General features: G+C 54.7%; 12 protein-coding genes and 1 other annotated feature. Of the genes, 3 read left to right on the forward strand and 9 right to left on the reverse strand.

Annotated features, from left to right (window positions below; genetic code table 11):
- Positions 1-14: 14 nt before the first annotated feature.
- From ACG1VR_RS19615 to tal, 3 genes are all read right to left on the reverse strand, one after another.
- Complete coding sequence (locus ACG1VR_RS19615; protein WP_016534818.1) at positions 15-1,325, reverse strand: MFS transporter; 1,311 nt, start codon at positions 1,323-1,325, stop codon at positions 15-17.
- Between the two features lie 125 nt (positions 1,326-1,450).
- Positions 1,451-2,038: a molybdopterin adenylyltransferase gene (gene mog / locus ACG1VR_RS19620; protein WP_216375266.1), complete on the reverse strand. Its 588-nt coding sequence runs from the start codon at positions 2,036-2,038 to the stop codon at positions 1,451-1,453.
- Positions 2,039-2,147: 109 nt separating this feature from the next.
- Positions 2,148-3,101: a transaldolase gene (gene tal / locus ACG1VR_RS19625; protein WP_016534815.1), complete on the reverse strand. Its 954-nt coding sequence runs from the start codon at positions 3,099-3,101 to the stop codon at positions 2,148-2,150.
- A 217-nt stretch (positions 3,102-3,318) separates the two neighbouring features.
- On the opposite strand from tal, the gene ACG1VR_RS19630 reads away from it, so the two are divergent.
- On the forward strand, positions 3,319-4,764 hold the full coding sequence (locus tag ACG1VR_RS19630; RefSeq protein ID WP_395489609.1) for an alanine/glycine:cation symporter family protein: 1,446 nt from the start codon (positions 3,319-3,321) through the stop codon (positions 4,762-4,764).
- Positions 4,765-4,832: 68 nt separating this feature from the next.
- Complete coding sequence (yaaA, locus tag ACG1VR_RS19635) at positions 4,833-5,606, forward strand: peroxide stress protein YaaA (protein WP_016534813.1); 774 nt, start codon at positions 4,833-4,835, stop codon at positions 5,604-5,606.
- Positions 5,607-5,652: 46 nt separating this feature from the next.
- Here the strand turns inward: yaaA and thrC are convergent, their stop codons facing one another.
- The 6 genes from thrC to yjjY all read right to left on the reverse strand — a co-directional run bounded on the left by thrC (position 5,653) and on the right by yjjY (position 11,912).
- Positions 5,653-6,939 (reverse strand): threonine synthase, encoded by a 1,287-nt coding sequence (gene thrC, locus ACG1VR_RS19640; RefSeq protein WP_172568387.1) that lies wholly within the window; start codon positions 6,937-6,939, stop codon positions 5,653-5,655.
- Between the two features lie 3 nt (positions 6,940-6,942).
- Positions 6,943-7,872: a homoserine kinase gene (thrB, locus tag ACG1VR_RS19645; protein WP_172568388.1), complete on the reverse strand. Its 930-nt coding sequence runs from the start codon at positions 7,870-7,872 to the stop codon at positions 6,943-6,945.
- A gap of 1 nt (position 7,873) precedes the next feature.
- A complete protein-coding gene (gene thrA, locus ACG1VR_RS19650; RefSeq protein ID WP_395489610.1) occupies positions 7,874-10,336 on the reverse strand; it encodes a bifunctional aspartate kinase/homoserine dehydrogenase I in 2,463 nt (820 codons plus the stop codon).
- Positions 10,337-10,361: 25 nt separating this feature from the next.
- Positions 10,362-10,479, reverse strand: a sequence feature (Thr leader region).
- Positions 10,418-10,486 carry a thr operon leader peptide gene (gene thrL / locus ACG1VR_RS19655; protein WP_071530522.1) on the reverse strand — a complete coding sequence of 23 codons (69 nt, stop codon included), beginning with the start codon at positions 10,484-10,486 and terminating at the stop codon, positions 10,418-10,420. (Overlaps the previous feature by 62 nt.)
- Positions 10,487-10,683: 197 nt before the next feature.
- Positions 10,684-11,370: a tRNA/rRNA methyltransferase gene (locus ACG1VR_RS19660; protein ID WP_016534809.1), complete on the reverse strand. Its 687-nt coding sequence runs from the start codon at positions 11,368-11,370 to the stop codon at positions 10,684-10,686.
- Positions 11,371-11,771: 401 nt separating this feature from the next.
- Positions 11,772-11,912: a protein YjjY gene (gene yjjY / locus ACG1VR_RS19665; protein ID WP_115586303.1), complete on the reverse strand. Its 141-nt coding sequence runs from the start codon at positions 11,910-11,912 to the stop codon at positions 11,772-11,774.
- Positions 11,913-12,008: 96 nt separating this feature from the next.
- Here yjjY and arcA point away from each other — a divergent pair, with 96 nt between their 5' ends.
- On the forward strand, positions 12,009-12,725 hold the full coding sequence (gene arcA / locus ACG1VR_RS19670) for a two-component system response regulator ArcA (RefSeq protein WP_008461663.1): 717 nt from the start codon (positions 12,009-12,011) through the stop codon (positions 12,723-12,725).
- The last annotated feature ends 47 nt before the right edge of the window (positions 12,726-12,772 follow it).

The following is a 12,772-nucleotide window of genomic DNA, read 5'->3' on the forward strand; positions in this document are numbered from 1 at the left end:
TCCGCGTTTTTTATTTATGACTGCACCAACGTCCTTTCCTTTGCTTCATCCTCATGATGGATGTCACGCCTGAGCCAGAGTCCCAATCCCAGCCCAACTAGCGCCAACGCCAGCACGTACCACGCCGGAGCCATAGGCGAAACGCCCATCAGCATCGTGACGGCCACCGGCGTCAGTCCGCCGAAAATCGCATAAGAAAGGTTATAAGAGAAAGAGATACCGGTGAAGCGCACTTCCGCCGGGAACGCCCGTACCATCACAAACGGCACCGCGCCAACAACGCCAACGCTTAGCCCCACAAGGCCATATAGCAGGAACAGCTGCTCGGGATGAGTGGCCGTCAGGTGGTAAAACATCCAGCTGCAAATCGCCAGCAGAATACTGCCTACGGTAAAGGTTTTACCTGCCCCGAACCGGTCCGCCGCCAACCCGGCCAGCAGGCAGCCAATACACAGCATGATGGTTGCGATGCTGTTGGCCTTCAACGTCAAAGCCGGTGCCATGCCGTACTGCTTTTGCAGCCAAATCGGCGACATCAGAATGACCACGACGATACAGGCCGAAAGCAGCCAGGTCAGCAGCATGGAAATCACCACCGCTTTCTTATGCTTAGCCACAACGGCTTTCAGCGGCAGCTCTGCGGCCAGCGCTTTACGTTGCTGCATCTCGAGGAATATCGGCGTCTCACGCAGCCAGCGGCGTAAATACATCGCCACCAGGCCGAAAATGCCGCCGAGTAAGAAAGGAATACGCCAGCCGCCGTCGTGAATAGTCTGCTGGGTCAGCGAAGTATTAATGATGGTCGCAACAACCGAGCCAAGAAGAATACCGACGGTCAGCCCCATCGTCAGGGTTCCGCAGGCGATACCGATGCGCCTGGCCGGAACGTGCTCGGCAACAAAGACCCACGCGCCCGGCACTTCACCGCCTATCGCAGCGCCCTGCAAGATACGCATCAGCAGTAACAACAGCGGAGCCGCAATGCCCAACGTGGCATAAGTAGGCAGCAGACCAATAGCCAGAGTCGGCAGCGCCATCAGCAAAATGCTGAGGGTGAACATTTTTTTGCGGCCAACCAGGTCGCCAAAGTGCGCCATCACGATGCCGCCAAGCGGGCGTGCAAGATAGCCAGCGGCAAATATCCCGAAAGTCTGAACCTGACGGAGCCACTCGGGAATATCGGCCGGGAAGAACAACTCCCCCACTACCGCGGCGAAAAATACGAAGATAATGAAGTCGTAAAATTCGAGAGCGCCGCCGAGGGCGGCAAGTGTCAGGGTTTTATAGTCCTGACCATTCAGAGGTCTGACGCGCTGTATTGACATAAGAAACCGCTTGTAAAGAGGAGTGTTAATTATTATTTCCGTTTAGCTGTAAAGCCAGGATTACTATAACGGTTAAAAACCAACACTCCACATCAACTCGATCTTATGTCAAGAAAGGCATTTATTTAGGATTTTGTTTCGCGGCGCGCGCTCTTAGGACGAAATGCTGCTACCACATCGTCATTAGTTTCAACATAAGGGCCGTCGAGGAGCTGTACACAATACGGTACGCTTGCGAAGATCCCGGGCACCACCACCTTGCCGCTCTCGTCTTTCACGCCTTCGAGCGTTTCCTGAATAGACTTCGGCTGGCCCGGCAGGTTAAGGATCAGCGCCTGCTTGCGAATAACGCCGACCTGGCGCGAGAGAATGGCCGTCGGCACAAAATGCAGGCTGATCTGGCGCATCTGTTCGCCAAAGCCCGGCATCACGCGGTCGGCAATCGCCAGCGTAGCATCCGGGGTCACGTCGCGTCGCGCCGGGCCGGTACCGCCGGTCGTCAGCACCAGGTGGCAACCCATCTCATCCACCAGCTCGCAAAGCGTTTGCTCAATGATCGGCTGTTCATCGGGGATCAGGCGGGTTTCGACTTCAAAAGGTGTCGTCAGGGTTTGCTCCAGCCACGCCTGTAGCGCAGGGATGCCTTTGTCCTGATAGATGCCGCTGGAGGCGCGGTCTGAAATGGAAACTAATCCAATGCGAAAGGTATTCATATCATTCCCGGAAATGAGCAAGTCTGGGCGAAATGATACACGGCGAAAGGCGTTGCAGACAGGGGAAGACGCTAAAAGCGTGGCCGACGAGCGCCGGCCACGATAATGATTACAGCAGGTCGCCGATCATTTTTTCCAGTTTTTCCTGGTCGATAGCAAACTTACGGATACCGTCCGCCAGTTTATCTACCGCCATTGGATCCTGGTTGTGCTGCCACAGGAACTGGGATTCAGTGATGCGCTCCGGACGCGCTTTCACTTCACCGGTGTAGCTCAGCTTACGCTCGAGCGCCCCTTCGCTTTCCGCCAGCTCTTTGAGCAGAGCAGGTGCGATGGTCAGGCGGTCACAGCCAGCCAGCTCGATGATTTCACCGACGTTACGGAAGCTTGCGCCCATCACTACGGTTTCATAGCCGTGCTGTTTGTAATACTGGTAGATTTCAGTAACGGAAACCACGCCCGGATCTTCCTGCGGCGCGTATTCTTTCTTGTCGGTGTTAGCTTTGTACCAGTCGAGGATACGGCCAACAAACGGAGAAATCAGGAACACGCCAGCTTCCGCACAGGCGCGTGCCTGAGCGAAGGAGAACAGCAGGGTCAGGTTACAGTTGATGCCTTCTTTTTCCAGCTGCTCGGCAGCGCGGATACCCTGCCAGGTAGAAGCCAGTTTAATCAGAATGCGATCGTTGCTGATGCCCGCATCGTTATAGAGCTTAATCAGGTGCTTCGCTTTGGCGATGCTGGCTTCGGTGTCATAAGACAGGCGAGCATCAACCTCGGTAGAGATACGACCCGGGATCAGTTTCAGAATTTCCAGGCCGATGTTCACAGCCAGCTTGTCGGTAGCGTCAACAACCTGCTGAGCGCGGTCGTTGCTCTGGCCGCGAGCCCAGGTAATCGCTTCATCAATCAGTTTGCGATACTCAGGGATCTGCGCTGCGTTAAGGATCAGAGAAGGGTTAGTAGTAGCATCCTGCGGCTGATACAGCTTCATCGCCGCGATATCTCCGGTGTCAGCAACCACGGTGGTCAGTTGACGCAAAGAAGTCAATTTATCCGTCATAATGAGTGTTTCTCTTCAGGTGTAGCTTGTTAGGGAGATGTAACCGGTCTGGCTTGATGATATCACGCCGCCCATCAGGTGCAACCGCGACAAGTGCTGTCCGTCCAGTGGCTGAGAATATGATAAACTCCGCCCGCTCTTTATCTGTAACGTAATGGACTGCATGGCACGGGCCCGTCAACCTCGCCGCCATCACGCATTAACAAGAGGGACGTTAATGACAGATTTTTTGTTATTTATCAACGAGGTGCTTTGGGGGTCCGTTCTACTCTGGCTGCTGATTGGGGCCGGAGTCTGGTTCACCTGGCGCTGCGGCTTCGTGCAGTTTCGCTATTTCACCCGGCTTCGCCTTTTCCTGCGTAACAGCACCTCGTCAGATCCTTCCGGAATATCCTCATTTCAGGCGCTCTGCACCAGCCTCGCCGCACGCGTAGGCAGCGGCAATCTTGCCGGTATTGCGCTCGCCATCTCGGCCGGTGGCCCCGGTGCCGTTTTCTGGATGTGGGTTGCAGCCGTGCTTAGCATGGCAACCGCCTTTGCTGAATGCTCGCTGGCGCAGCTTTATAAAAGCCGCGACAAAGACGGAAATTATCGCGGTGGCCCGGCCTGGTATATGGAACGCGGGCTGGGTATGCGCTGGATGGGCGTACTGTTCTCACTCTTTTTAATCGTCGCCTTTGGGATGGTGTTCAATGCCGTTCAGGCAAACTCTATTGCCATTGCCACCCATTATGCGTTCGACGTGCCGAAACTCTGGATCGGTATTGCGCTGGTCATCGTCACCGCGCTGGTCATCTGGCGCGGGATGAGGGCGATAGCCCGCCTGTCCCAGTGGCTGGTGCCGCTGATGGCGCTGCTGTGGGTATTTATGAGCCTGTACGTGGTTACGCTGCATATTGAGCGCTTCCCGGAGGTGGTCAGGCTAATTTTCAGCCAGGCGTTTGGCTGGCATGAAGCCGCGTCGGGCGCGCTCGGCTACACCGTCAGCCAGGCTATCACCAACGGTTTTCAGCGCGGTATGTTTTCCAACGAAGCGGGGATGGGTTCAACGCCCAACGCGGCCGCAGCGGCAGCGGCGTGGCCTCCGCACCCGGCTACCCAGGGCGTGGTCCAGATGTTTGGGGTATTAATTGATACGGTTATTATCTGCACCGCCACCGCCGCCATCGTATTAATGTCCGGCATGCTCGACGGAGCCGTAACCTCACGCGGCGGAATTATTCTGGTTCAGCAGGCGCTTAGCTCGGCTGTCGGCAGCTGGGGCAGCGGTTTCATCGTCGTTATCGTTTTTCTGTTCGCCTTCACTTCGATAGTCGCCAACTACAGCTATGCGGAAAATAACCTTCTGTTTCTTAACCCAAACAGCCGCGTGTCAAAGCTATTGCTGCGCTGCTTTGTGCTGGCGATGGTGATGTTTGGCACCCAGGCGGCGCTGCCGCTGGTCTGGCAGTTGGCAGATGTGGCGATGGCCATTATGGCTATCACCAACATTACGGCGATTTTATTGCTCTCACCGGTGGTTCGGGATCTTGCTGCGGACTATCTACGGCAGCAAAAGCTGGGCATTACGCCGACCTTCAATCCCAACCGTTTCCCCGAGATAAAGAACCAGCTGGCTCCCGGCGTCTGGGGCACGGAGCCTGAAAAAAAAACCGATCGCTAATTGCAGCCATAGGCCGCTACGTTCCGGAAATTTGCTAAAGTAACCGCCAAAACCTGCAAGGAGTGGACATGCTAATTCTTATTTCACCTGCCAAGACGCTGGACTACCAGAGCGAGTTAGCCACTAACCGCTACACGCAGCCGGAACTGCTGGAATACTCTCAGCAGTTGATCAGCGTTGCCCGCAAACTTAGCGCGCCGCAAATTGCGTCGCTGATGAGCATCAGCGATAAGCTGGCTTCCCTGAACGAAACCCGCTTCCACGAGTGGCACCCGGAATTCAGCCCGCAGAATGCCCGCCCGGCTATCCTCGCTTTCAAAGGCGATGTTTATACCGGCTTACAGGCTGAGGAATTTAGCGAAGCAGACTTCGATTTTGCCCAACAGCATTTGCGCATGCTCTCCGGTCTGTACGGCGTGCTGCGCCCGCTGGATCTGATGCAGCCTTACCGCCTGGAGATGGGTATCCGCCTTGAGAACCCGAAAGGCAAAGACCTGTATCATTTCTGGGGCGATACGATAACCGAAAAGCTGAACCAGGTGCTGGCCGCCCAGGGCGACAAGATCGTTATAAACCTGGCGTCAGACGAGTATTTCAAAGCGGTTAAACCGAAAAAGCTCGATGCAGAAATCATCAAGCCGGTGTTCCTGGATGAGAAGAACGGCAAGTTTAAGGTCATCAGTTTCTACGCTAAAAAAGCGCGCGGCCTGATGAGCCGCTACATCATTGAAAACCGCCTCAGCAAGCCGGAACAGCTGAAGGCGTTTAATACCGACGGTTACTTCTTCGATGAAGAAGCCTCGCAGAAAAACGAACTGGTGTTTAAGCGCCACGAGCAGTAAAAAAAACGCCAGCTTAATGCTGGCGTTTTTTATTCACAGAATGATATTAAGCTCTCGCCATCATCAGCTTACGCAGCTCTGCAAAGTCAGCCGGAAGGTTATGGGACAGTAGCGGCAGGTCGGCGCGGGACGCCAGCTCCTGCGGCAGCGGCAGCGCTTCGCCCAGAATCTCTTCCACGCTCTCTTTAAACTTCGCCGGATGCGCAGTGCCCAGGAACAAGCCAAATTCACCGGGCTGCAGCTGGTCGCGCAGCGCACGATAGGCAATGGCCGCGTGCGGCTCAGAAACATAGCCGATAGTTTTCAGCTCGCGCATCGTCTCTTTGGTCGTTTCGTCGGTCACGGCGGCATAGCCGAGATCGGTAAGACGCCAGATTTTACGGCGGAACAGCTCTTCTACACGCGGCCAGTTGTTTGGCTGGCTCACGTCCATGGCGTTGGAAAGGGTGGCAACCGTCGTTTTCGGCGCCCACTGCCCTTCAGCCAGGAAGCGAGGAACTGTGTCGTTGGCGTTGGTGGCGGCAATAAAACGCTTAATCGGCAGGCCAAGGGATTTCGCCAGCAGGCCGGCAGTCAGGTCACCAAAATTACCGCTTGGCACGGAGACCACCAGCTGGTTACGCGCTTCCTGAGGGAGCTGAGCAACCGCTTCAAAGTAGTAGCAAATCTGCGCCAGCAGCCGGCTGATGTTAATGGAGTTGGCCGAGTTTAACCCCAGAGCGGCTTTCAGCTCTTCGTCGTCGAATGCCTGTTTCACCAGCGCCTGGCAGGCGTCGAAATCGCCATCGATAGCGACAGTTTCGATATTGCCGCCCAGGGTGCAGAACAGTTTTTCCTGCAGCGGGCTAATTTTGCCACGCGGGTACAGGATGACCACACGAACGTTCTCAATACCGTAGAAAGCGTGGGCAACGGCTGCCCCGGTATCGCCGGAAGTCGCGGTCAGAATAGTGACCGGTTTGTCACCGCTGATATGAGTCAGCATTTGCGCCATAAACCGGCCGCCGAAGTCTTTAAACGCCAGCGTTGGGCCATGGAACAGCTCAAGGCAGCCGACATCAGGCTCGACCATCTTCACCGGCGCGGGGAAAGCGAAGGCCGCGCGAACGCGCTCTTCCAGAATCTCCTGAGGGATCTCATCGCCGATAAACGCCGAGAGGATTTTGCTGCTGCGGCTGACAAAATCCTGGTTCAGCATGGCGTCGATTTCAGTCAGCTCAAATTCCGGCAGGTCGTGCGGGAAGAACAGGCCCTGCTGTTTGCCCAGCCCCTGGGTGACGGCCTGCGCAAAGCTGACCTGCTCGTTGTGATCTTTAAGGTTGTACAGTTTCATGCGTTATCCCAAAACTCGTGCGCCAGCCGTATCCAGACGGCAAATATGTACAAAACCTTCCTGGTTTTGCAAATAGTGTTGGCTTAGCCAGTCAGCCACACGCTGCGCGGTATCGTTGTTATCGCACAGCGCAAATAAGGTTGGGCCGGAGCCCGAAATACCGCTCGCCAGCGCGCCAATATCGGCCACCGCTTTACGAGACTCATCGAACTTCGGCAGCAGTTTAGCGCGGTAAGGCTCGGCTATTACGTCCTGCATCAGTTTGGCCGCAAGCGCAGGCTGGCGGGTATGGCAGGCATGAATAAAACCGGCCAGATGGCGCCCGTGGCTGATGCAGTCCTGGCGGCGATACTGCGCCGGCAGAATAGCCCGCGCTTCGGCGGTAGAAACTTTGATGCCGGGATAAGCCAGCACCCACAGCCACTCATCAAAGCCTGGCACCTGCTGGCTGATGATGCCGCTTTCTTCAATCATCAACTGCATGCCGCCGAGGAAACACGGCGCAACGTTGTCGTAATGAATGCTGCCGGAGATGCGCCCTTCCAGCTCGCCCATCAGGCCAAGCAGGCGCGTGTCGCTCAGCGGTTTACCGCAGAACTCATTCATTGCCATCAGCCCGGCAACCACCGAACAGGCGCTGGAGCCCAGCCCGGAGCCGATAGGCATATTTTTCTCAAGCGTCATCGCCACCGGAATGGTTTTGCCAATCTCCTGGCAGAAGCGCTCCCAGCACTGGTAAACAATATTCTCGCGAGGTTCATCCGGCAGCTTGCTGGCAAAACGCCCGAGGTTGGTGAGGCTGAAGCTTTCCGCCGCCTCCACCGTCACGTAATCGCCGAGGTGCGAACCGTCAATCGGCGACACCGCCGCCCCCAGAACGTCAAAACCCACGCTCATATTGGCGCTGGAAGCCGGTGCATATACTTTAACCATCTTAAACTCCTAACTTCCATGACAGGGTGCGCAACAGATCCGCGAACACGCCCGCGGCAGTAACATCGTTACCGGCACCGTAACCGCGCAATACCAGAGGCAGCGGCTGATAATAGTGGCTGTAGAAGGCCAGCGCGTTCTCGCCGTTTTTCACTTTATACAGCGGATCGTTGCCGTCTACGGCATCGATCTTCACTTTACAGCTGCCGTCTTCTTCAATAATACCGACGTAACGTAGCACTTTCCCATCGTCACGCGCCTTCCTCACACGAGCCGCAAACTCATCATCCAACTGAGGAAGGCGTGCCATAAAAGACTCCACGTCTCCGCTGGCGTCAAAGGTCTCCGGCAGCACCGACTCAATAGCAATATCGGAAAGTTCGAGTTCGCTACCGGTTTCGCGCGCCAGGATAAGCAGCTTACGCGCAACATCCATGCCGGAAAGATCGTCGCGTGGATCCGGTTCGGTGTAACCCATTTCGCGGGCGGTGCTGGTCGCCAGCGAGAAGCTCATGCCCTCATCAAGCTTGCCAAAAATAAACGAAAGCGAGCCAGAGAGAATGCCGGAGAAGCGCTGCAAATCATCTCCGGCATTGAGCAGGTTTTGCAGGTTTTCAATCACCGGCAGTCCGGCACCTACGTTGGTGTCGTACAGGAACTTACGGCGAGAATGCTCAGCCGCATTACGCATCTGGTGGTAATAATTCATGCTGGAGGTGTTGGCCTTTTTATTCGGCGTCACCACGTGGAAGCCTTCGCTCAGGAAGTCGGCGTACTGGTCTGCCACCGCCTGGCTGGAAGTACAGTCGACAATCACCGGGTTCAGCAGGTGATACTCTTTCACCAGACGAATCAGGCGGCCAAGATTAAACGGCTCTTTAGCCTGCTCAAGCGCCTGCTGCCAGTTTTCCAGGTCCAGCCCGTGTACGTTGGTCAACAGGGCTTTTGAGTTCGCTATGCCGCACACACGCAGGTCAATATGCTTCGCCTTCAGCCATGCCTGCTGCCGCTTAACCTGTTCCAGCAGCGCGGCACCTACTCCACCCACGCCCACCAGGAAAAGCTCGATAACCTGGTCGGTGTTAAACAACATCTGGTGAGTAACGCGCACGCCGGTCGTCGCATCGTCGTTATCGACGACAACCGAGATAGAACGCTCGGAAGAACCCTGCGCAATCGCCACGATGTTGATATTGGCGCGGGCCAATGCGGCAAAGAACTTCGCCGAAATACCACGCAGCGTTTTCATACCGTCGCCCACAACCGAGATAACGGCCAGACGTTCGGTGACCGCCAGCGGCTCCAGCAGCTCTTCTTTCAGCTCAAGATAGAATTCATCTTCCATTGCCTTGCGGGCGCGCCCGCAGTCCGCCTGCGGCACACAGAAGCTAATGCTGTACTCGGAGGACGACTGGGTTATCAGCACCACGGAGATCCCGGCGCGTGACATAGCGGCAAACACGCGCGCGGCCATGCCTACCATGCCTTTCATTCCGGGGCCGGAGACGCTGAACATCGCCATGTTATTCAGATTAGTAATGCCTTTAACCGGCAGGCCTTCATCGTCGCTTCTGTCGCCAATCAGCGTGCCTGGCGCCTGCGGATTGCCGGTATTTTTAATCAGACAAGGGATCTGGAACTGGGCTATCGGGGTAATAGTGCGGGGATGAAGAACTTTGGCACCGAAGTAGGAAAGCTCCATCGCTTCCTGGTAAGACATCGACTTCAGCAGCCGGGCATCCGGGACCTGGCGCGGGTCGCAGGTATACACCCCGTCAACGTCGGTCCAGATCTCACAACAATCGGCCCGCAGGCAGGCGGCCAGCACGGCAGCGGAATAGTCGGAGCCATTGCGCCCCAGCACTACCAGTTCTCCTTTGTCGTTACCGGCGGTAAAACCGGCCATCAGGATCATGTGGTCTTCAGGAATACGGCTGGCGGCAATACGGCGGGTGGACTCGGCAATATCAACGCTGGAATCAAGGTAATGACCCACCGCGAGCAGCTTCTCAACCGGATCGATGACCGTCACCGGGTAACCGCGAGCCTGCAATACCGCCGACATGATGGCGATGGAAAGCTTCTCACCGCGGCAGATGATTGCCGCATTGATGCTGTCCGGGCACTGCCCTAACAGGCTGATACCGTGCAGGACATGCTTAAGCTGGGCAAATTCCCGATCAACCACCGCCTTCAGCTCGGCAAGCGGGAAGCCGGGCTGCGCTTCGGCCAGGCCATTAAGCAGCTCTGAGAAGATACGTTCGGCATCGCTGATATTCGGCACAGCATCCTGGCCACCGATGGTTTTCTCAATCATCGCCACAAGGTGGTTGGTAATTTTTGCCGGAGCAGACAGCACGGTCGCTACCTGCCCCTGTTTGGCATTACTTTCCAGGATATCGGCAACGCGGAGGAAACGCTCCGCATTTGCCACTGATGTACCGCCGAATTTCAACACTCGCATTGTTGTGACCCCTTGATTTTTTCCCGAAAAAAAAGCCCGCACTGTTTAGGTGCGGGCTTTTTTCATTTTTACCTGTATGCGTCAGCCCGCACCGTTACCTGTGGTAATGGTGGTTGTGATAATTGTGGTAATCAGGCTGAAGCGGAACATGGATGTTGTGTGCTCTAAATTTGAATTAGCTCTATTGGTTAAAGTAATCGCTCTGCTAAGTCAATTTTTTTTACATCCGTCACATTAATCGGCCACGCTCACTCACGCTGGAAAATCCACCAGAAAGCGTAGAAAAGGCAAACTCACGCGGCCATTTATTGATTTATTATTCTGAAATTGATTTATTTTGCGGTCATTTATTCTGTCATGTTTTTTTCGATATCATGCAGCAAACGATGCAACATTGCGGTGTCGCGCTGCTCAAGCAGTCCCAGGCGCTGTTGAACCCAGTCGGCTAATTTTTGGTCATCGGCCACATCAAGGCGAGTCAAAAGCGCGCTAATACGCAAGCGCAGAGCGTTCAATTGTTGACCGTCCATCCCGGCAGTTTCCACCGCGGGCAGCTGCATTAATGCTGAAAGCTGATAGCAGTAGACCATTACGGCCTGGCCCAGATTAAGCGAAGGATAGTCGGCCACCATCGGCACGCCGGTTAATACATCGGCCAACTCCAGTTCTTCGTTGGTCAGGCCTGAGTCTTCGCGCCCAAACACCAGTGCGGTGGTTTGCACCCACTGGCGCTTCTCCTCCAGCAGCGGCAGCAGCTGTTGCGGAGTCGCGTAATAATGAAACTTCGCGCGGCTTCTGGCGGTTGTGGCAACGGTAAAATCAACATCGCTCAGCGCTTCGGCCAGCGTGGCAAAATGCTGCACGCCGTCAAGAATATCGCCCGCCCCGTGTGCGACCCAACGCGCCGCAGGTTGCAGGTGGGCATCGCTTGCAACGATGCGCAACTCGGTAAACCCCATAGTTTTCATGGCCCGGGCGGCGGCCCCGACGTTCTCAGGTCTGGCCGGTGAAACCAGGATAATTGGCAAACGCATAGGAACTCTCTTCTAAAATCCGCAAAAACGTGAGAAGTGATGCACAAAATTTGATAATACGCATCGCAAATTTACTTTGTTGCAACATATATTATCAATACAGGCTCGCTAGATTTATAACTTAAACTTATGCTTTTATTCGGTTATATGGCTAAAAATCGTCTCTGCAACGCACTATATCCACTTGTTTGGCATGGTTTATTTCATTCCGTGAAGGATAAAGTGCGGTGAATGATTAGCGCTACTTTTTTTAACCCTTTACGATCTTGATTATTAAAAAGTTGTGACAAAAGCTAGCATTGAGCTACGATGATTTAATGAAACTGTTAACGTGCTACAATTGAAATTGATATATGTCAACGAAGCGCAGTTTTATCAGGTGTCTAAGGCGCTCCAGCCTGTTATGTTGCTGTTAAAATGGTTAGGATAACAACCGTTTTTGACACCGTCGGGTCCAAAGGGAGCGTACCCACGACCAAGCTAATGATGTTGTTGACGTTGATGGAAAGTGCATCAAGAACGCAATTACGTACTTTAGTCATGTTAAGCCCGGCATGTTAATTTATGGCATGTAACAGGCAGGTCAGGGACTTTTGTACTTCCTGTTTCGATTTAGTTGGCAATTTTAGGTAGCAAACATGCAGACCCCGCACATTCTTATCGTCGAAGACGAATTAGTAACACGCAACACGTTAAAAAGCATTTTTGAAGCGGAAGGCTATGATGTCTTTGAAGCGACCGATGGCGCCGAGATGCATCAAATCCTCGCGGATAATGACATTAACCTCGTGATTATGGACATCAACCTGCCGGGTAAAAACGGCCTGCTGCTGGCGCGTGAACTCCGCGAGCAAGCCAACGTGGCGCTGATGTTCCTGACGGGCCGTGATAACGAAGTGGACAAGATCCTCGGTCTTGAAATTGGCGCGGATGATTACATCACCAAGCCGTTCAACCCGCGTGAGCTGACCATTCGTGCACGCAACCTGCTGTCACGCACTATGAATTTAGGGGCCATCAGCGAAGAGCGTCGCTCCGTTGAAAGCTATAAATTCAACGGCTGGGAGCTGGACATCAACAGCCGCTCTCTGGTTAGCCCTAACGGCGAGCAGTACAAGCTGCCGCGCAGTGAATTCCGCGCGATGCTGCACTTCTGCGAAAACCCGGGCAAAATTCAGTCTCGTGCTGAACTGCTGAAGAAAATGACCGGTCGCGAGCTGAAGCCGCATGACCGTACCGTAGACGTGACTATCCGCCGTATTCGTAAGCACTTCGAATCCACGCCGGATACGCCGGAAATCATCGCCACTATCCACGGCGAAGGTTACCGTTTCTGCGGCGATCTGCAGGAATAAGCAGTAAAAATCACGGAAAAGGGCCGGCATTCGCCGGCCCTTTTTTA

The sequence above is a fragment of the Cedecea davisae genome (assembly GCF_044095835.1).
Lineage (GTDB): Bacteria > Pseudomonadota > Gammaproteobacteria > Enterobacterales > Enterobacteriaceae > Cedecea > Cedecea davisae.